This window comes from Pseudomonas sp. 1 (assembly GCF_056626735.1).
Genome location: NZ_JBWXMQ010000003.1, coordinates 311,589 through 331,947, shown reverse-complemented (window position 1 = coordinate 331,947; position 20,359 = coordinate 311,589). Strand labels below are relative to the sequence as shown.

Annotated in this window: 16 protein-coding genes; 7 read left to right on the top strand and 9 right to left on the bottom strand. The window is 60.4% G+C overall.

Translation table 11 applies throughout. The annotated features are described in order from the left end of the window. Nucleotides 1–24: 24 nt before the first annotated feature. Together hrpA and aceK are read right to left on the bottom strand one after the other, a co-directional pair. On the bottom strand, nucleotides 25–3,936 hold the full coding sequence (hrpA, locus tag AC1MDC_RS07120) for an ATP-dependent RNA helicase HrpA (RefSeq protein ID WP_480392748.1): 3,912 nt from the start codon (nucleotides 3,934–3,936) through the stop codon (nucleotides 25–27). Between the two features lie 105 nt (nucleotides 3,937–4,041). Continuing rightward, the gene (aceK, locus tag AC1MDC_RS07115) at nucleotides 4,042–5,763 is read right to left on the bottom strand and encodes a bifunctional isocitrate dehydrogenase kinase/phosphatase (RefSeq protein WP_480392747.1); all 1,722 of its coding nucleotides are present in this window, start codon (nucleotides 5,761–5,763) and stop codon (nucleotides 4,042–4,044) included. Between the two features lie 415 nt (nucleotides 5,764–6,178). Here aceK and AC1MDC_RS07110 point away from each other — a divergent pair, with 415 nt between their 5' ends. Then, nucleotides 6,179–7,804 carry a methyl-accepting chemotaxis protein gene (locus AC1MDC_RS07110; protein ID WP_480392746.1) on the top strand — a complete coding sequence of 542 codons (1,626 nt, stop codon included), beginning with the start codon at nucleotides 6,179–6,181 and terminating at the stop codon, nucleotides 7,802–7,804. 84 nt (nucleotides 7,805–7,888) lie between these two features. Next, nucleotides 7,889–8,797 (top strand): DMT family transporter, encoded by a 909-nt coding sequence (locus AC1MDC_RS07105; protein WP_085703801.1) that lies wholly within the window; start codon nucleotides 7,889–7,891, stop codon nucleotides 8,795–8,797. A gap of 57 nt (nucleotides 8,798–8,854) precedes the next feature. Here the strand turns inward: AC1MDC_RS07105 and AC1MDC_RS07100 are convergent, their stop codons facing one another. After that, on the bottom strand, nucleotides 8,855–9,718 hold the full coding sequence (locus AC1MDC_RS07100; RefSeq protein WP_480392745.1) for a DMT family transporter: 864 nt from the start codon (nucleotides 9,716–9,718) through the stop codon (nucleotides 8,855–8,857). 451 nt (nucleotides 9,719–10,169) lie between these two features. Between AC1MDC_RS07100 and AC1MDC_RS07095 the strand changes: the two genes are divergently transcribed. Beyond that, complete coding sequence (locus AC1MDC_RS07095; RefSeq protein WP_480392744.1) at nucleotides 10,170–10,715, top strand: hypothetical protein; 546 nt, start codon at nucleotides 10,170–10,172, stop codon at nucleotides 10,713–10,715. After that, a complete protein-coding gene (locus tag AC1MDC_RS07090) occupies nucleotides 10,712–10,912 on the top strand; it encodes a hypothetical protein (protein ID WP_085700632.1) in 201 nt (66 codons plus the stop codon). Before AC1MDC_RS07095 ends, AC1MDC_RS07090 begins: the two co-directional genes overlap by 4 nt. A gap of 57 nt (nucleotides 10,913–10,969) precedes the next feature. On the opposite strand, the gene AC1MDC_RS07085 is transcribed toward AC1MDC_RS07090, so the two are convergent. Both AC1MDC_RS07085 and cysK read right to left on the bottom strand, forming a co-directional pair. After that, nucleotides 10,970–11,908 carry an aspartyl/asparaginyl beta-hydroxylase domain-containing protein gene (locus AC1MDC_RS07085; protein ID WP_085700631.1) on the bottom strand — a complete coding sequence of 313 codons (939 nt, stop codon included), beginning with the start codon at nucleotides 11,906–11,908 and terminating at the stop codon, nucleotides 10,970–10,972. A 187-nt stretch (nucleotides 11,909–12,095) separates the two neighbouring features. Next, nucleotides 12,096–13,070 carry a cysteine synthase A gene (cysK, locus tag AC1MDC_RS07080; protein WP_085703805.1) on the bottom strand — a complete coding sequence of 325 codons (975 nt, stop codon included), beginning with the start codon at nucleotides 13,068–13,070 and terminating at the stop codon, nucleotides 12,096–12,098. A gap of 128 nt (nucleotides 13,071–13,198) precedes the next feature. Here cysK and AC1MDC_RS07075 point away from each other — a divergent pair, with 128 nt between their 5' ends. The 3 genes from AC1MDC_RS07075 to AC1MDC_RS07065 all read left to right on the top strand — a co-directional run bounded on the left by AC1MDC_RS07075 (nucleotide 13,199) and on the right by AC1MDC_RS07065 (nucleotide 16,488). Then, nucleotides 13,199–14,275 carry a DUF748 domain-containing protein gene (locus tag AC1MDC_RS07075; protein WP_234204667.1) on the top strand — a complete coding sequence of 359 codons (1,077 nt, stop codon included), beginning with the start codon at nucleotides 13,199–13,201 and terminating at the stop codon, nucleotides 14,273–14,275. A gap of 176 nt (nucleotides 14,276–14,451) precedes the next feature. Continuing rightward, nucleotides 14,452–15,297 (top strand): AAA family ATPase, encoded by an 846-nt coding sequence (locus AC1MDC_RS07070; RefSeq protein WP_007911294.1) that lies wholly within the window; start codon nucleotides 14,452–14,454, stop codon nucleotides 15,295–15,297. A 12-nt stretch (nucleotides 15,298–15,309) separates the two neighbouring features. Then, the gene (locus AC1MDC_RS07065; protein ID WP_007956512.1) at nucleotides 15,310–16,488 is read left to right on the top strand and encodes a vWA domain-containing protein; all 1,179 of its coding nucleotides are present in this window, start codon (nucleotides 15,310–15,312) and stop codon (nucleotides 16,486–16,488) included. A 129-nt stretch (nucleotides 16,489–16,617) separates the two neighbouring features. Here AC1MDC_RS07065 and AC1MDC_RS07060 read toward each other — a convergent pair whose 3' ends face one another. From AC1MDC_RS07060 to AC1MDC_RS07045, 4 genes are all read right to left on the bottom strand, one after another. Further along, the gene (locus tag AC1MDC_RS07060; RefSeq protein ID WP_480392743.1) at nucleotides 16,618–17,541 is read right to left on the bottom strand and encodes a 5-oxoprolinase subunit C family protein; all 924 of its coding nucleotides are present in this window, start codon (nucleotides 17,539–17,541) and stop codon (nucleotides 16,618–16,620) included. Next, complete coding sequence (locus AC1MDC_RS07055) at nucleotides 17,538–18,242, bottom strand: 5-oxoprolinase subunit B family protein (RefSeq protein WP_266200396.1); 705 nt, start codon at nucleotides 18,240–18,242, stop codon at nucleotides 17,538–17,540. Before AC1MDC_RS07055 ends, AC1MDC_RS07060 begins: the two co-directional genes overlap by 4 nt. Beyond that, on the bottom strand, nucleotides 18,239–18,991 hold the full coding sequence (locus tag AC1MDC_RS07050) for a 5-oxoprolinase subunit PxpA (RefSeq protein WP_085605606.1): 753 nt from the start codon (nucleotides 18,989–18,991) through the stop codon (nucleotides 18,239–18,241). The genes AC1MDC_RS07055 and AC1MDC_RS07050 overlap by 4 nt, the downstream gene beginning before the upstream one ends. A gap of 66 nt (nucleotides 18,992–19,057) precedes the next feature. After that, entirely contained in the window at nucleotides 19,058–20,344 is a 1,287-nt protein-coding gene (locus AC1MDC_RS07045; RefSeq protein WP_480392742.1) for an MFS transporter, read from the bottom strand. Nucleotides 20,345–20,359: the final 15 nt, after the last annotated feature.

Genomic DNA, 20,359 nt, shown 5'->3' with positions numbered 1-20,359 from the left:
AGCGTGGGAGCGATCAGGCACTCGCTAGGGTTCTACCTGGCTCCACTGCTTGTTCAGCCGTTTGTCGGAGATCGGCACTTTCGTTCCCAACTGCTGGGCAAACAGCGAAACCCGATACTCCTCCAGCCACCAGCGATACAGCTCAAGCTGCGGATCACGTTTGCCTTCCTGTGCATGTTTGGCGACGCGGGTCTGGTATTGCGTCCAGAGCCCGGCAAGTTCGCCGCTCCACACTCGATCCTTCTGCACCTGCGCGCCCAGCTTCTCGAAACGCTGTTCGACCGCTTTCAGGTAACGCGGCAACTCCTTGAGCCACAGCATCGGCGTTTCCCGGACGAAGCCCGGATACACCAGATGACTGAGCTGCTGCTTGATGTCGTTAAGCGCTACCGCCTGGGCCAGATCGATCTTGCCCTTGAAGCGCTTTTGCAGACCGTGCCAGAGCTTGAGGATTTCCAGGGTCAGGCGTGCCACCCGCTCGGCGTGCTCGGTCCAGTTGCCGCGTTTGCGCTCAGCCAGTGCCGCCAGCCCGGCGCCGTCACGTGGCAACGGGTCTTCGCCATCGAGAATGCAGCTGTCGAGGCTGGCCAGCAGAATGTCTTCCACCAGCGCATCGATCCGACCCAGTTCGCGGTACAGCAGGCCCAGTTCGGTCAGGCCCGGCAACTTGCCGCGCAGGAACTTCGCAGGTTCAGCCAGCTGCTGCATCAGCAGGCGCTGCAAGGCGCGGCGATGCTGGAATTCGGCTTCGGCCGGGGTCGAGAAACGACCCTCTTTGACCGTACCGCCCTCTTCCACCAACGCCGGGTACACCGTCATCGACAGCCCGGCAATCTTCTGCTGAGTCTTTTCCGCCACCGGCGCGAAGACCTTGGCCTCCACCGGTTGCTGACTTTTCGCACTCTGCGGCACAGCCAGTGCAGCCTGACTGGCCTCGGCGAAACGCGCCGTCAGCTCCGCCAGATCCCGCCCTTCGCCGAGGAACTTGCCCTGGCCGTCGACGATTTCCAGATTCATCCGCAGGTGGCTTTCAACCTGCTGCGCCGCTTCGGCCCAGGCTTCGTCGCTGACCCGCGCGCCGGTCATGCGCAGCAGTTCACGGCCCAGCGCCTGCGACAACGAACCTTCGGCAAAGGTCATGCGTTGCAGCGCGGCCTTGATGAAGTCCGGCACCGGCACGAAGTTTTTGCGCAAGGCCTTGGGCAGGTTGCGCACCAGCGCAATGCACTTGGCCTCGATCAGCCCCGGCACCAGCCATTCCAGACGTTCCGGCGGCAGCATCGGCAACAGCGGCGCCGGCACCCGCAGGGTCACGCCGTCACGCGGGTGGTTCGGTTCGAAGTGATAACTCAGGGCCAGTTCCAGATCGCCGATGTGCAGGGTGTCCGGGTAATGCTGCGCGGTGACTTCACTGGCTTCGCGCGCCAGCACGTCTTCCTCGCGCATGATCAGCAACTGCGGGTCTTTCTGGCTGTTGACCCGATACCAACTGTCGAACGTTGCGGTCTGGTGAATCTCCGCCGGCAGTCGCGCGTCGTAGAACGCGTAAAGGGTTTCTTCGTCGGCCAGAATGTCCCGCCGGCGGGCCTTGGCTTCCAGTTCGTCGAGCTGTTCGAGCAATTGCTTGTTGGCGCTCAGGCATTTGGCCCGTGACTGAATCTCGCCCCGCACCAGGCCTTCACGGATAAACAGCTCCCGCGAAACCACCGGATCCACCGGGCCGTAATGCACCGGTCGCCGGCCGACCACGATCAGCCCGAACAGAGTGATCTGTTCGAACGCGACGACCTGGCCGCGCTTCTTCTCCCAGTGCGGTTCGAAGTGGTTCTTCTTGATCAGGTGCCTGGCCAGCGGCTCGATCCAGTCGGCGTCGATCTTCGCCACCATGCGCGCGTACAGCTTGGTGGTTTCCACCAGTTCGGCGGTCATTACCCACTGCGGGCGCTTCTTGCCGATGCCCGACGACGGATGAATCCAGAACCGCCGCTGACGGGCGCCAAGGTAATCGCCGTCTTCGGTTTTCTGGCCGATCTGGCTGAGCAGGCCGACCAGCACCGCTTTGTGCAGTTTCGGATAATCCGCCGGCTCCTTATTCAAGCTCAGCTGCAAGTCGCGGCAGATCAGGCTCAACTGACGATGGGAATCGCGCCACTCGCGCAAGCGCAGGTAGTTGAGGAAATTCTTGCGGCACCAGTTACGCAGCGGGCTCGCCGTCAGCGCCTGGCGCTGCTCTTCAAAACCGCGCCACAGATTGACCAGAGCAGCAAAGTCCGAATCGGCGTCCTTCCACTGCGCGTGGGCCTGGTCAGCCGCCTGCTGACGCTCCGGCGGACGCTCGCGCGGGTCCTGAATCGACATCGCGCTGGCGACGATCAGCACTTCCTGCAAACTGCCGAGCTTCGCCGCTTCGAGCAGCATGCGGCCCATGCGCGGGTCCACCGGCAGGCGCGCCAACTGGCGGCCGAGCGGGGTCAACTGACTGTTGCGATCCACTGCCGACAATTCTTGCAGCAGGTTGAAACCGTCGCTGATAGCCTTGCCGTCCGGCGGCTCGATGAACGGGAACGCGGTGATCTCGCCGAGGCGCAGATGGAGCATCTGCAAAATAACCGCCGCGAGGTTGGTGCGCAGGATTTCCGGATCGGTAAATTCCGGACGACCGAGGAAATCCTCTTCGCTGTACAAGCGCACACAGATGCCCGGCTCGACCCGGCCGCAGCGACCTTTACGCTGGTTGGCGCTGGCCTGGGAGATCGCTTCGATCGGCAGGCGCTGGACCTTGGCGCGATAGCTGTAGCGGCTGATGCGCGCAGTGCCGCTGTCGATCACGTACCGGATGCCCGGCACGGTCAACGAGGTTTCGGCAACGTTGGTCGCCAGCACCACGCGACGTCCCGGATGCGACTGGAAGATTCGCTGTTGTTCGGCCGGCGAAAGGCGCGCGTACAACGGCAGGATTTCGGTGTGCTTGAGCTGGGCCTTGCGCAGCATGTCGGCGGCGTCGCGAATCTCGCGCTCGCCGGGCAGGAACACCAGCACATCGCCAGGACTGCGGCGTTCGCTGCGTTCATACGCGGCGATTTCGTCGAGGGTGGCGAGGATCGCCTGATCCACGGTCAGGTCGTCCTCGACGCGGTTGCCCTCTTCGTCCTGCTCCAGGGTCAGCGGGCGATACCAGGTTTCCACCGGGAAGGTGCGGCCGGACACTTCGACAATCGGCGCATCGTCAAAGTGCTTGGAAAAGCGCTCCAGATCGATGGTCGCCGAGGTGATGATGACTTTCAGGTCCGGGCGACGCGGCAGCAGGGTTTTCAGGTAACCGAGCAGGAAATCGATGTTCAGACTGCGTTCGTGGGCTTCGTCGACGATGATTGTGTCGTAGCGTTCGAGGTAGCGGTCGTTCTGGGTTTCCGCCAGCAGGATGCCGTCGGTCATCAACTTGATCAAGGTGTTGGAATCGCTCTGATCTTCAAAGCGCACCTGATAGCCGACCAGCGCGCCCAGCGGCGTGCCGAGCTCTTCGGCAACCCGGCTGGCCACACTGCGCGCCGCGATCCGGCGAGGCTGGGTGTGACCGATCAGGCCATGTTGGCCGCGACCGATCTCCAGGCAGATTTTCGGCAACTGGGTGGTTTTACCCGAGCCGGTTTCGCCGGCGATGATCAGCACCTGATGCTTTTCCAGCGCCTTTTTGATTTCGTCACGCTTGGCCGCAATCGGCAGGCTGTCGTCGTAACGGATCACCGGCAGGCTGGCCTTGCGCGCCAGCACCTGATCGCAGGACGCCTGCATGCGCGCCACCCACTGGGCCAGCTTGGCCTCGTCGGGTTTCTTGCGCAGCTCAAGCAATTGCCGCCGCAGCCGGTGGCGGTCGGCGAGCATGGCGTGATCGAGGTTTTTCAGCAGTTTGTCGATGGAGGGCGATTCGTCGGTCATCGGGTACGCAATTCGGTCGTCTAGTGGCGCAAGGACGCGATTGTCGCAGATTTACGCCTGACTGTGATCGTTCCCACGCAGAGCCTGGGAACGATCAGTAACTGGTTATTCGTTATCGAGGCCTTTACGACGGTAAGGGAAAACATCGATCACTTTCCCGGCCCTGATCGCCTCCTGCAGTCCCTTCCAGTAATCGGCGTTGTACAACTCGCCATGCAACTGATCGAACAGTTTGCGCTGCTTGGTATCGGCAAACAGAAACGGCGGAAACTCTTCGGGAAAAACGTCCAGCGGCCCGATCGAGTACCACGGCTCGGAGGCCATTTCGTCCTCCGGCGTGCGCGGTGCCGGGATGTGGCGGAAATTGGCTTCGGTGAGGAAACAGATTTCGTCGTAGTCGTAGAACACCACCCGGCCATGGCGGGTGACACCAAAGTTCTTCAGCAGCATGTCGCCCGGGAAGATGTTGGCTGCCGCCAGTTGCTTGATCGCCAGGCCATAGTCTTCCAGTGCTTCGCGCACCTGGGCTTCACTGGCATTGTCGAGGTAGAGGTTCAGCGGCGTCATCCGGCGCTCGGTCCAGCAGTGGCGGATCAGTACGGTTTCACCTTCCAGCGACACCGTGGACGGCGCAACTTCCAGCAATTCCGCCAGGCACGCCGGCTCGAACTTGCTCAGGGGAAAACGGAAGTCGGCGAATTCCTGCGTATCGGCCATGCGCCCGACGCGGTCGACGCTTTTTACCAGTCGATACTTCTCGATCACCGTGGCGCGGTCGACGTTTTTCGACGGCGAGAAGCGGTCCTTGATGATCTTGAACACGGTGTTGAAGCCCGGCAGCGTGAACACGCTCATGACCATGCCGCGCACGCCAGGCGCCATGATGAACTGGTCGTCGGTGTTGGCCAGGTGATTGATCAGGGCACGGTAGAACTCGGACTTGCCGTGCTTGTAGAAGCCGATCGAGGTGTACAGCTCGGCGATGTGCTTGCCCGGCAGGATGCGCTTGAGGAAACCGATGAACTCCGCCGGCACCGGCACATCAACCATGAAATACGAACGGGTGAAGGAGAAGATGATCGACACCTCCGCTTCGTCGGTGATCAATGCGTCGATCTGAATCCCGCGTCCCTCGCGGTTCAGCAGCGGAATCACCAGCGGCCATTGATCGTCGTTGGTGTAGATGCGCCCGACCAGGTACGCACCCTTGTTGCGGTACAGCACCGAGGAAAACAGCTCGACGCTCAGCTCTGGATCCTTGCACACCCAGTCCGGCAGATTCTCGCGCAGTTGTGCTTCCAGACGCTGCAAGTCGCCGGGCAGATCGGCATAGGCCTCGCTGAAACGGTAATCGGCAAAGATGCTCGCGAGCATGCCCGAGATCTGCCCTTGCGGTTTATAGGTGCGGGTTTGCGCCGCCCGTGCCCGGCGCAGGCTCGGGCGCGTCGTGTGGATGAACATGCAGCCGTCGCTGATCAGGTCGTGGCTGAACAGGCTGCAGAAAATCGAGTTGTACCAGGTCTCGGACAGCTCATCGTCGAAACGCAGGTCGATGATGCTGATGTAGGCGCTTTTCACCAGTGGCCAGCAGGTGACGTCCATCAAGGTGTCCGGCTCGAAATATTCGCGCAGGCGGGCGACGGTTTCACCGACCTTTTCTTCATAGAGGTTGATCCGCGCGGCCGACGCCGTTTGCGTGTCCTGCCAGCGGGCCTGCTCGAAGCGCTCCCGGGCGCCGTCGGTGATTCGCCGGAAATGCTCGCGGTAATCGTCAAAGCCATCGAGGATCAGGCGGGCGATTTCGGTGGCTGGCCATTGCTGCGGCATAGATGAGACCTCTGCGGGAATTGGAGAATCTGTGCTCGAAGGCCTGAGCTTAGCCACGGAAGCGGGGGCAGGAGAAGCGCAATTTCTGCCAAATTCTCGACCGGGTTGTACAGCGACACAGTTTTTATCAAAGTTTTTTTAATCGACCGTTTGGTCAATTAACGTCTCGCACCGCTCACTGACCATCCCGGCGCCAGTCCGCGGTTTCGTTGGGGTTGGGATCCAATTGCTCAGCGACATCTCTAGTTCGCGGCTTTCCCTGATTGACCACACCTGCCGACTTCGCGCGGCCTCGAACATCAGTTCGGCCTTACCAAGATGATGGCACTTTGATATACACCCCGCCATTACCCGCCTCACAACAAGATCCTCGGTTCACGAGGACATCCTCTCTCTCATCCTAAGGAGCACATTGATGTCTATCCGGAATCTGCGTATCGGTTTGCGCGCCAGTTTGTGTTTTGCCGTTCTGGCCAGTCTGCTGGTGGTGGTCGGCCTGTTCGGGCTGGGCCAGATGAAAACCCTGCGCGAGAGCGCGGCGGTGATCGAGGAGTCGTGGATGCCCAGCATCGAAAGCATCCATGACACAGCGGCGAACATCGCCAGCATCCGTCTCGAATCCCTGCGCCTGATCACCAGCACCCAGGCGGCCGTTCGCGAACGCAGCAAGGGCCTTCTTACCGTGCAACGCCAAGAACTGCTCAAGCGCCTCGACGACCACAAAGCCCTGATCACCAGCGATCAGGAACAGACGATGCTGGAAGGTCTGAGCGCCGATACGGCCAAGTACTTGAGCATCCTCGACCAGATCATCAAACAGATCGACGCCGGACAGAACGAACAGGCCTACACGCGCCTGAACAATGAACTGGCGCCGCAGGGCACGGTGCTCGACAAAGCCCTGGAGCAGATGATCAGCCTCAATCAGCAGGGCGCGGATGCCGCGGCCAAGTCCGCAGCGGCGATGTATCAGCAGGCGCTGTGGATTGTCGCCACGATCATCGTCATCGCCCTGATTGCCACGTTACTGCTGGCCTGGCTGCTGACACGCAGCATCACCGCGCCGATCAATCAGGCGCTGAACGTGGCACGGCGAATTGCTTCGGGAGACCTCAGCGGTCGCATCGACAGCGACGGCCGGGACGAAGCGGCGCAGTTGCTCACGGCGCTGGCCGAAATGCAGGGCAATCTGCGCTCGACCATTCGCGGCATCAGCGAGTCGGCCCAACAACTGGCCTCCGCCGCCGAGGAAATGAGTTCAGTGATGGAACAGAGCACCCGCGGCCTGCAACAGCAGAACGACCAGATCGAGCAGGCCGCCACGGCGGTCACTGAAATGAGCACGGCGGTCGATGAAGTGGCCGCCAATGCGGTGTCCAGCGCCGAGGCGTCCGAAGCCTCGAACGAGGACAGCAAGCACGGGCATGTGCAGGTCAGTGAGACCATCAGTTCGATTCAGGAACTGGTCAGCGCCGTGCTCGGCGCCTCCGAACAGGCCGAGGGCCTTGCGACTCAGGCCCAGGACATCAGTAAGGTTCTGGAGGTGATTCGCGGCATCGCCGGGCAGACCAATCTGTTGGCCCTGAACGCCGCCATTGAAGCGGCGCGGGCCGGTGAGGCCGGACGCGGGTTTGCAGTGGTCGCCGACGAGGTTCGCTCGCTGGCCCAGCGCACGCAGAACTCCACCGAAGAAATCGAGCTGATGATCAGCAGCATCCAGCAAGGCACCGGAGCCACCGTCGATGCATTGCAAAACAGCGCCGAGCAGGCCAGCCAAACCCTGCGCCGGGCCAACAGCGCCGGCCATGCACTGGAGAAAATCACCGCGTCGATCTCGCAGATCAACCAGCGCAATCTGGTCATCGCCAGCGCCGCCGAGCAACAGGCGCTGGTGGCCCGGGAAGTCGACGAAAATCTGGTGACCATCCGCGATCTGTCGACCCAGACCGCTGCCGGCGCCACCCAGACGTCTGCTGCCAGTCAGGAACTGTCGCGGCTGGCCGTCGACCTCAACGGCCTCGTGACGCGTTTCGTGATCTGATCAGAACATTAAATGCCTGATTAACGGTTGCCATCGCCGGGGCCCTCGGCAACACTCTCGTCCCGATCAAGGAAGGAGTGGCCCGTGAGCCCTGTCGATATTTTCCGCATGTTGTCGCTGGCTGCCATCTGGGGCGCAAGCTTCCTGTTCATGCGCATCATCGCTCCCGCGATCGGTACGGTTCCGACCGGATTCTTCCGCGTTTCGATTGCCGCCGTCGGCCTGCTGGTGATCCTCGGTCTGATGCGCATCAGCTGGGATTTCAAAGGCAAACTCAAGACCGTGATGCTGCTGGGTGTTATCAACTCGGGCCTCCCGGCAACCATGTACTCCGTCGCCGCTCAGGTTCTGCCCGCCGGGTATTCGGCGATCTTCAACGCCACCACGCCATTGATGGGGGTGTTGATCGGCGGATTGTTCTTCAGTGAAAAACTCACGCTGGCCAAACTCGCCGGCGTGTTCCTCGGTCTGCTCGGGGTGGGCGTGCTGACCCGCGCCGGCCCGGTCGCGTTCGATCTGCACCTGCTGATGGGCGCGGTGGCCTGCCTGCTCGCAACCACCTGCTATGGCTTCGCCGGGTTCCTTGCCCGACGCTGGCTGGATCAGGCCGGCGGGCTCGACAGTCGTCTGTCGGCGCTGGGCAGCATGCTCGGTGCGACCCTGTTTCTGTTGCCGCTGTTCGGTTACAGCGTCATCACTGCGCCGCCGGTGAGCTGGGGTGGCTGGAATGTCTGGCTGTCGCTGCTGGGCCTGGGTCTGGGCTGCACGGCGTTTGCCTACATCATTTACTTCCGCCTGCTGAGTTCCATCGGGCCGGTGAAGTCGATGACCGTGACCTTCATGATTCCGCCGTTCGGCGTGTTGTGGGGGGCGCTGTTTCTCGATGAACCGCTGTCGATGGCCCACGTGTATGGCGGGGTGTTGATCGCGGTTGCGCTGTGGCTGGTGTTGAAACCCGCGGCGGTGAAGTCGGCAGAAATCGCCACCCGCTGACTGGCAGACGCACAAAGGCCCGGAAGTTTCCTTCCGGGCCTTTTTCATGCGCGGCGGTTAAGCTGATTTACGGAACACGAACACCAGACCGACGATGATCAACAGCATCCCCAGTACGCTTAACGCGGCCAGGCGATTACCGAAAATCAGGTAATCCATCACCGCCGTCACGGCCGGCACCAGATAGAACAGACTGGTGACATTCACCAGATTGCCCCGGGCGATCAGCCGGTACAGCAGCAACGTCGCCAGCACGGACACCACCAGTCCCATCCACAACACCGGCACGATGAAACCGGCGCTGTGCTCGAAGTGAAATGGCTGGAACGGCACGAATATCCCGCACAGCAGCAGACCGGCCAGGTACTGCACCGGCAGCGTACCGAGGGGATTGTCGGTGATGCGTTTCTGCATGATCGAGCCGAAGGTCATGCTTGCCAGCGCGAGCAGACCGAACAGCATCCCCGCCAGCGACATGCCGGCCAGGCCGATGCCTTGATAAACCACCATGATCAGACCGGCCAATCCCAGTGCCAGGCCGAACATCCGGCTCACCGAGCGCTGCCGCTCCATGATCACCACCGTAAGGATCGGCTGCACGCCCATGATGGTCGCCATCACGCCGGGGGTAACCCTCAGGTCCAGCGCCAGCAAATAGAAGATCTGATAGGCACCCAGCAGCACCACGCCGGTGGCCATCGCGTACAGCATCGGCTTGCCGCCCTTGGGCAACTTCAACTTGAGCAACGGCACCAGCACCACCAGTCCGCACAGCGCAATCACAAAACGCATCAGCAGAAAGGCAAACGGTGAAGCGTGGGCCAGGCCCCACTTGGAGAAGATCGCCCCGCTGCTCCACAGCAGAACGAACAGGCTCGTGGACGCGGCCGCGAGCGCGGATTTTTTCGAAAGGACAAACATGAATACCACCTGTAGTCAGGCAAATAGCCAACTCAGCCGAAGCTGAAATTCAGTAGGTTTTTTCAGGCGGGCACAGGGGTCAGCAGAAAACGCCAATCAGCCCGATACACCAACGCCCGGCGGTGATACGACTGCGCACACCGGCGTGCTACTGACAGGTGGAGGGTAATGACTGATCTGCACAGGCTGCTGATTCCCGCACGGCACGACGCCAGCGTTGACCGCTGAATCGACTACCGCGTTGATGGGGGATGCAGGCATCTGGGCTGATCTTTTTTGGAGGGTTGGACAGTGAGTCGTGCGACTCACGAGCGCCGACTATAACCAGCCCGCGACATGGATTGCAACGTTTTGGGCAAAGGGCCTCCAGCGACGGGTGGACGAGAGCTGAATAGTCTGTCGAGCAACGGCTACACCCACTGATGGGGAGACATGGAATGCTCGAAATCATATGCCAAGGGAACGCAATCATCTGCGGTATCAGTTGTATAAATCGCAAGCCAGGAAGCTTGCCCGTCTTGCCACGACTCAACTCCAGACTGACCTGGAGATGGCTGGCCCCACAACACTTGACCTTTCGAAAATACGTTTCGAACCCATCGACTCGTTGGCGCTGAGTGCTTTCGAGTGTTGGGAGAGCCCGCATTTTTCATGGGAAGAAGTCATTGGATGGAAATCGCGCGAACCTCTCGCTCTCGACATCGCGATCTGGTTTGAATCCGAACTGTGCGGACTTTGCTTTGCCAACCCGAATAAAAGTCGGCAACGCATTCGAATCGTACGACTGGAGGGGCGGCCCACAGAAACTCATCCATTGAAGAACCGTGTTGCACCGTTATCCGTTCTGGTTATAGAGCAATACGCCCGCATCATTGGAGGCAGCTTGATCGAGGTTCAAGAACCATTCCAGGGAGCAATACCAATTTACGAACAACTCGGCTTTGGTTTGGATAACGAGGGCCGTCTTGTCAAAACAGTAGGGAGCCTAGTATTGTGAAAAACGCTCAAATATTGATCAACCAAGGTGGGAACATGCGCAAAGAAATAAAAAAGTCCCCCAGAAAGAAAAAAGCGCATGCAATGAGGGAGGATTCTAATCTGACGGGGCTGACAGCCAGTCAAAGGCGGCTCTTACAGATCATTGCAACCGGCACCGCCATCGATGAACCAAGCTTGCTGGCGGGCCGTCCCTGATTCAGAAAAAATAAAAAACCGCTCACAAGGAGCGGTTTCATGTTTTCAAATCCAGCCTCAACCAAACAGCCAATACCCCAGCAACGTCAGCACCACCACCGCCAGCACCGGCCGCATCACGCGGTAGGCCTTTGGATTGCGGCGTTTCCACTGTTTGACCTTACCGCTGAACTTGTCGCTGAAGTTCTTGCTCCACGCGTAAGCCTGATTGATCCCGCCGACGCGCTCGTCGTCGAGGTTCTGCGGTGCCGTGGCACGGCCCAGCCAGGCGCTGATGAAGCGGTTGATGCGGGTCATGAGGCGATTGCTCAGCGGACGTTCGATGTCGCAGAACAGGATCACCCGGGTCTGTTCGGTTTCGTTCTTGACCCAGTGCACGTAGGTTTCGTCGAACATCACGTCTTCACCGTCGCGCCAGGCGTAGACCTGACCGTCGACAAAAATCCGACAATCGTCGGAGTTCGGCGTCGACAGGCCCAGGTGATAACGCAGGGAACCGGCGAACGGATCGCGGTGCGGGTTCAAATGACTGCCCCCCGGCAACAACGCAAACATCGCGCCTTTGACGTTGGGGATGGCACTGACCAGCGCCACGGTTTTCGGGCACAGGGTTTCGGCCGACGGCAGCGGTTTGTCGTACCACTTGAGGTAGAAACGCTTCCAGCCCTTCTTGAAGAACGAACCAAAACCGGCATCGTTGTTCTTCTCGGCGGCGCGAATATAGCCCTCGTCGAACAAGTGCATGGCCTCGTCGCGAATGGTCTCCCAGTTATCGCGCAACACGTCCAGTTCCGGAAACTTGCTGCGATCCAGATACGGTTTGGATGGCACGCCCGAGAACAGGTACATCAAGGCGTTGTAAGGTGCGAACAGCGCCGAATGGTTGACGAACTGACGCAGCACCGGCAAACGCGCCTTGCCGCGCAAATGCACGTAGAGGATGCTGCCCACAAACAGCAGCAACACCGACACCTTGGCGGCTAACGAAAAGGTCATCAACAACTCCTTGAAATAAGACAACGCCACGCCATGTCATTTGCCCGAGATGGCGGCCGGCCATGATAAACACTACCGGCTCCGGGAAAAACCCGCCCGACCCAAGATTCAGTGTTAAGAATTGCGCAACAAAGCATTTCTTAACATAACAATCCTGAACCCTGGCTGACCTGAATCAACGCGCCACTTACTGCTGGTTTTCCTGATCGGTGAACAGATCACTGAACAACATGCTCGACAGATAGCGTTCACCGGAATCGGGCAGCACCACGACAATGGTCTTGCCCTGCATTTCCGGGGTTTCCGCCAGGCGCACCGCCACCGACATGGCCGCACCGCAGGAAATCCCGCACAGGATCCCCTCTTCCTGCATCAGGCGCAGGGCCATGGCCTTGGACTCGTCATCGGTCACCAGCTCGACCCGGTCAACCATCGACAGATCAAGGTTCTTCGGCACAAAGCCGGCACCGATGCCCTGAATCTTGTGTGGGCTCGGCTTGATTTCTTCGCCTGCCAGCGCCTGGGTGATCACCGGAGAAGACGCCGGTTCCACTGCCACCGACAGAATCGGTTTGCCCGCCGTATTCTTGATATACCGCGACACACCAGTAATGGTTCCGCCGGTACCGACGCCCGCCACCAGCACATCAACGGCGCCATCGGTGTCGTTCCAGATTTCCGGGCCGGTGGTTTTTTCGTGGATGGCCGGGTTGGCCGGGTTGTCGAACTGGGCCGGCATGAAATATTTGCCCGCATCGCTGGCAACGATCTCCGCGGCCTTTTCGATGGCACCCTTCATGCCCTTGGCGGGCTCGGTCAACACCAGCTCGGCGCCCAGCGCCTTGAGCACCTTGCGTCGCTCGATGCTCATCGAGGCCGGCATGGTCAGCAGCAATTTGTAACCACGAGCGGCAGCCACGAAAGCCAGACCGATGCCGGTATTGCCGGAGGTCGGCTCGACGATGGTCATGCCCGGCTTGAGTTTGCCGCTGCTTTCGGCGTCCCAGATCATGTTGGCGCCGATCCGGCACTTGACCGAGTAGCCCGGGTTGCGACCTTCGATCTTGGCCAGAATGGTCACGCCACGGGGCGCGATGCGGTTGATCTGCACCAGCGGCGTGTTGCCGATGGAATGGGCGTTGTCAGCAAAAATACGGCTCATGGCTGGGTCCTTGTGCAGCGTTGAATTCAGCGCTCCAAGGTAAGCCTGTTGCCCTTCTCAGTCCAGTCGGGCCGAACGTCTGTGGCAAGCGGCAGTCAATCGCTTTACACCGTTCGGAATTTGCTGCCATGAAGCGTCGCTACCGTTGGCCATTGTGGATTTTCGCCACTCTCGTTGTATTACTGGTCGCCCTGCACATCGCCCTGCCCTACCTCGTGCGTGATTACTTGAATGACAAACTGGCCAACATGGGCGACTACCGCGGCCAGATCACCGACGTCGACCTGGCGCTCTGGCGCGGCGCGTACAAGATCAATGGCCTGAAAATCGTCAAGGCCGACGGCAAGGTACCGGTGCCATTCGTCGATGCGCCGGTTATCGACCTGTCTGTCAGTTGGCACTCGCTTTGGTATGACCATGCTGTCGTGGCGCAGGTGAAATTCTTCAAACCTCAGGTGAACTTCGTTGATGGCGGCGCCAACAAGCAGAGCTCACAGACCGGTCAAGGCACCGACTGGCGCGAGCAGCTGAGCAAATTGCTGCCGATCACCCTCGACGAGGTGCAGATCAACGATGGCCGTATCAGCTTTCGCAACTTCAACTCCAAACCACCGGTAAACATGAATGCGACCAATGTCGACGCCAGCATTTACAACCTGACCAACGTGGTCGACAAGGAAGGCAAGCGTGACGCTAGTTTCGAAGGCAAAGCCCTGCTGTTGGGCCATGCGCCGCTGGAAACCAGCGCCACCTTCGACCCGTTGAGCAACTTCGAAGACTTCGAATTTCGCCTGCGGGCCCGGGACATCGAACTCAAGCGCATGAACGACTTCGCCTCGGCCTACGGCAAATTCGACTTCAACGCCGGCCACGGCGACGTGGTCATCGAAGCCGCCGCCACCAACGGCCAACTCAAGGGCTACATCAAACCGCTGCTGCGCGACGTCGACGTGTTCAACTGGCAGCAGGATGTCGAGAACAAGAACAAGGGGATCTTCCGCTCGATCTGGGAAGCACTGGTCGGTGGCACCGAAACCGTGCTGAAAAACCAGGGCAAGAACCAGTTCGCCACCCGGGTCGAACTCAGCGGCAGCGTGCACCAGCAAAATATCAGCGCATTCGAAGCGTTTTTGCAGATTTTGCGCAATGGATTCATCCAGGCGTTCAATGCGCGGTATGAACGGCCGAAGCCGGATGCGGGTTAGCGCACTTGTTCAACTGGCCCTCGGCCGAAACCGAGTCAACATGTGACGCCCCATTCAGAGACTGAATAAGCCGTCTGCGTTCACAGTCGACCGGGCCGCGCGTTATAGTCGGGCATCCGATTATTTCGCCCCCGCCCTGCCCGTTCAGGTCGGCGTTACCGTTCGAGGATTAGCAGATGAAGTTCGAAGGCACCCAGGCCTACGTCGCCACCGATGACCTGAAGCTGGCGGTCAACGCCGCCATCACCCTGGAGCGGCCGCTGCTGGTCAAGGGCGAACCGGGCACCGGCAAGACCATGCTCGCCGAGCAACTGGCCGAATCGTTCGGAGCCAAGCTGATCACCTGGCACATCAAATCCACCACCAAGGCCCATCAGGGCTTGTACGAATACGATGCGGTCAGCCGTCTGCGCGACTCGCAGCTGGGCAATGAAAAAGTCCACGACGTGCGCAACTACCTGAAGAAGGGCAAGCTCTGGGAAGCGTTCGAGTCCGAAGAACGCGTCATTCTGCTGATCGACGAAATCGACAAGGCCGACATCGAGTTCCCCAACGACCTGCTGCAAGAACTCGACAAGATGGAGTTCTACGTTTACGAGATCGACGAGACCATCAAAGCCAAGAAGCGTCCGATCATCATCATTACCTCCAACAACGAGAAAGAGCTGCCGGACGCGTTCCTGCGCCGCTGCTTCTTCCACTACATCGCCTTCCCCGACCGCACCACCCTGCAGAAAATCGTCGATGTTCACTACCCGGACATCAAGAAGGATCTGGTCAGCGAAGCGCTGGACGTGTTCTTCGACGTGCGCAAGGTGCCGGGCCTGAAGAAGAAGCCATCGACCTCCGAGCTGGTGGACTGGCTGAAACTGCTGATGGCCGACAACATCGGCGAAGCCGTGCTGCGCGAGCGCGATCCGACCAAAGCCATCCCGCCGCTGGCCGGTGCGCTGGTGAAAAACGAACAGGACGTGCAACTGCTTGAGCGCCTGGCGTTCATGAGCCGTCGCGGCACCCGCTAAGAGGCTGATGCCATGTTGCTCAACCTGTTCAATGAAATGCGTGCAGCCAAGGTGCCGGTGTCGGTGCGCGAGTTGCTCGACCTGATCAACGCGCTGAAACAGCGCGTGACTTTCGCTGACATGGACGAGTTCTACTACTTGTCCCGGGCGATCCTGGTGAAGGACGAACGGCATTTCGACAAGTTCGACCGCGCGTTCGGCGCCTACTTCAACGGCCTGGAAAAACTCGACGATCACTTGCAGGCGCTGATCCCCGAAGACTGGCTGCGCAAGGAGTTCGAGCGCTCGCTGACCGACGAGGAACGCGCGCAGATCCAGTCCCTCGGCGGTCTGGACAAGCTGATCGAAGAGTTCAAGAAACGCCTGGAAGAACAGAAGGAGCGCCACGCCGGCGGCAACAAATGGATCGGCACCGGCGGCACCAGTCCGTTCGGCTCCGGCGGTTTCAACCCGGAAGGCATCCGGGTCGGCGATGCCGGCAAGCGCCAGGGCAAAGCGGTGAAAGTCTGGGATCAACGCGAGTACAAAAACCTCGACGACTCTGTGGAGCTGGGTACCCGCAACATCAAGGTCGCCCTGCGCCGCCTGCGCAAATTCGCTCGCCAGGGCGCAGCGGAAGAGCTGGATATCGACGGCACCATCGACCACACCGCCAAGGACGCCGGCCTGCTGAACATCCAGATGCGCCCGGAACGGCGCAACACGGTGAAGCTGTTGCTGTTGTTCGACATCGGCGGTTCGATGGACGCCCACGTGAAGATCTGCGAGGAACTGTTCTCGGCCTGCAAGACCGAGTTCAAGCACCTGGAGTATTTCTACTTCCACAACTTCATTTATGAATCGGTGTGGAAGAACAACATGCGCCGCACCTCCGAGCGCACGTCGACCCAGGATCTGCTGCACAAGTACGGTGCCGACTACAAAGTGATCTTCATCGGTGACGCCGCGATGGCACCCTATGAAATCACCCAGGCCGGCGGCAGCGTCGAGCACTGGAACGAAGAGCCGGGTTACGTGTGGATGCAGCGCTTCATGGAGAAGTACAAGAAGCTCATCTGGATCAATCCTTATCCGAAAGATACGTGGGGCTACACATCGTCGACCAATATCGTTCGGGACTTGATCGAGGATCAGATGTATCCGCTGACGTTGCGCGGTCTGGAAGAAGGGATGCGGTTTTTGTCCAAATAATCGGCTGCCTGCACTGACGCTATCGCGGGCAAGCCCGCTCCCACAGGTATCGGTGGTGTACATGAATTTCGTGTACATCTCGAACACCGTGGGAGCGGGCTTGCTTCGGGCGGCGTTCCGACGATGCTTTCAGCGGTCGATAAAGCGCTTCAGATACTCGACGTGTTCCCGATGTGCCACTTCCTGCACCACCGGGCGCAATCTGACCATCGCTCCCGGCAGACACTGTGCCAGACGCGCCAGTGCCAACGGCGTCAACGCGCCCAGTCGCGGATAACCGCCAATGGTCTGCCGGTCATTGAGCAACACGATCGGCTGCCCATCCGGCGGCACCTGTACCGCGCCCAGCGGAATGCCCTCGGAAATCATCGGCTTGCCCTGATACTGCAACGCCGTCCCCAACAGGCGAATGCCCATGCGATCGGCGCGACTGTCCAGCGTCCAGGCCTTGTTGAATGCATCGAACAGGCTCTGCCCGCTGAACTGACCGATCTGCGCGCCGAGTACCAGATCGAGCGGCGCGTCGAGGCGCAGGTCCGGTAGATGCTGTGCCGGAACCTCACGCATCAATAGGGTTTCGCCCTGATAACTCAGCGAGGAGCCCCTGGCCAATGGCAAGCCGAAACCATCGAGACCACCCAGTTCCTCACGGACCACCGTGGCACTGCTGCCCAGCACTTTCGGCGCACTGAACCCGCCGGGCGCCGCCAGATAGGCCCGCGCGCCCAGCAACGGCTGGGTGAACTTCAAGGCCTGCCCTTTGCGCAGTTTGAAACTGCGCCACGGCGCCAACGCCTCACCGTCGATCTGCGCGCCAAGATCGGCACCCGCCAATGCCAGCAAGCAATTTTCTTCAGCCACCACCGTAAAACCGCCGAGGGTGATTTCGATCACCGGCAAATCCAGCCCGTTGCCCAGCAGCCAGTTGGCCCAGGCCATCGACCGCCAGTCCGCCGCGCCGCCCTGGGTCACGCCCAGATGGCGCACGCCAAACCGACCGGCGTCCTGTAACAGGCACAGCGGCGTACTCGCCTCAATTGTCAGTCGGCTCATGCCAAGGCCTCCAGAGGCGTGTCGTCACCGCCAAGACGGATGAATTCGGCGTGGCTCACTGCTTCGAAACGCACGGTATCGCCGGGCTGCATCAGGCTGTAGCCATCGCGCTCGCGGTCGAACAGTTTTGCCGGTGTGCGACCGATCAGGTTCCAGCCACCGGGGGACACCACCGGATACGCCGCTGTCTGCCGTTCGGCAATGCCGACGCTGCCGGCGGCGACTTTCTTGCGTGGGGTGTTCAGACGCGGTGCCGCGAGGACTTCTTCCACCAGCCCCATAAAGGCAAACCCCGGTGCAAAACCGAGCGCGAACACCTGATATTCCCGAGCACTGTGACGGCGAATCACTTCTTCCACCGACAAACCGCTGCGTTGCGACAGCAAGCTCAGTTCCGGGCCGACACTCAGGTCGTACCAGACCGGCAGCATATGACACTGGCCGCCGGTGCGCGCATTCGGCGACAGGTCGATCAGCGCTTCGGCAATCAACTCCCGAGCCTGATTCGGATTCAATCCGGTCAGGTCGTAATGCACCATCAACGTGGTGTACGAGGGCACCAGATCGATCAGTTTTTCGCCGAACACTGTGCGTAAGCGCTCACTGGCGGCGAGCATCCACGGCATGTTGGTTTCGGCGATTTCATCGAACAGGCGCAGCATCAGGCAATCCAGCGCCACCACTTCCACCCGCGGATTCATGGCGCGCTCTGCTCGTTCAGGGCCTGACGAATGCGTTGCACGGCGGCCACTGAACTGGCGTTGTCACCGTGGACGCACAACGTGTTGGCTTGCAGATGCAGCGCGCTGCCGTCGCTGGCGGTGAGGTTGTCGCCACGGGCGATGGTCAGCGCTTGCCCGATGATGGTTTCGGAATCGTGGTGCACCGCACCCGGCAGCTGCCGCGAGACCAGTCGGCCGGCGCTGTCGTAGGCGCGGTCGGCGAAGGCTTCGAACCACAGGGTCACGCCGTATTCATCGCCGAGCTGTTGCGCGGCAGTGTTGTCGCGGGTGGCCATCAGCATCAGCGGCAAGCTGCGGTCGTAAGCCGCGACAGCCTGAATCACCGCTCGCAACTGCGCCGGGTTGGCCATCATGTCGTTGTACATCGCGCCGTGGGGTTTGACGTAACTGACTTTGCCACCCTGGGCGCGGCAAATGCCGTCCAGGGCCCCGATCTGGTAATGCAGGATGTCTTGCAGTTCCTGGGCGGTGTAGGCCATGGAACGTCGGCCGAACCCCACCAGATCCTGATAGGCCGGATGCGCGCCGATCTGCACGCCATGGCTCAGGGCCAGGCTGACGGTCTTGCGCATGATGCCCGGATCGCCGGCGTGGAAACCGCAGGCAATGTTGGCGCAATCGATGAAGGGCATGACCTCCGCGTCCAGACCCATGGTCCAGCTGCCGAAGCTCTCGCCGATGTCACAGTTCAATAGCAGGCGGCTCACGGTGAACACTCCTGTAGTTCTTTTCTTTTTTTGCCGTGGGACAGACAGTGCCCCGCAGGTTATCAGTTACTGCGCGTCCAGTTGTTTGCCACGGGTTTCCGGCAGGCTCAACGCCGCGAGAATCACCACGCCGTAGGACACTGCCGCGAAGGCACCGATGCCTACACTCAGCGGTACTTTCTGGCTGAGCAGCCCGATCAGCAGCGGAAACAACGCCGCCAGCGCCCGGCCGATGTTGTAGCAGAAGCCCTGCCCCGACCCGCGAATCCGGGTCGGAAACAGCTCGGTTAGAAACGCGCCCATGCCACTGAAAATCCCCGAAGCAAAGAAGCCCAGCGGGAAGCCCAGCCACAACATCACGCCGTTGCTGACCGGCAATTGGGTATAGAGCTGAACGATGGTGAACGAGCCGACCGCGAACAGGATGAAGTTCTTCTTGCGCCCCAACAGGTCGGTCAAATAGGCGCTGATCACATAGCCGGCGTAGGAACCGATGATCACCATCGCCAGATAACCGCCGGTGCCGAGTACGCTTAAGCCGCGTTCATTCTTCAGAAAAGTCGGCAGCCAGGAAGTGATTGCGTAGTAACCGCCGAGGGCGCCGGTGGTCAGCAGCGAGGCGCGGATCGTGGTGAAGAGCATGCCGGGGGCGAAGATCTCGTAGAACTTCGAAGGGCTTTCCGGGGTTTGTCTGGCCTTGGCTTCGCGATAGATCTCCGGGTCTTTCACCAGACGCCGGACGAAAATCACGAACACCGCCGGCACGATGCCGAGGATGAACAGTGCGCGCCAGGCGTCTTCCGGTGGCAGTACCGAGAACAGCAGCGCATACAGAATCGCCGTCAGCCCCCAACCCAGCGCCCAGCCGGATTGCACCATACCGACCGCTTTGCCGCGGTCCTTGGCGCGAATCACTTCACCAATCAGCACCGCGCCGGCAGTCCATTCACCGCCGAAACCGAAGCCCATCAGAGTGCGGGCGATCAGCAGTTGCTCGTAGTTCTGGGCGAAACCGCAAAGGAAAGTGAAGAAGGCAAACCACAGCACCGTCAGTTGCAGAGTGCGCACGCGGCCGATGCGGTCGGAGAGAATCCCCGCCACCCAACCGCCGATGGCCGAGGCGATCAGCGTGCTGGTGTGAATCAACCCGGCCTCACCGGTGGTGATGCCCCACATCGCGATCAGGGTCGGCACCACGAAGCTGAGCATCTGGGTGTCCATGCCGTCCAGACCGTAGCCGATCTTGCAGCTCCAGAACGTCCGGCGCTCCTGCTGATTGATGTTGCGATACCAGTCGAACGGGCCGGGACGGGCCGTCGTCTTGGGGAGGTCGAGGGTGTCGGGCGCACTCATGGCATGTCTCCGCAG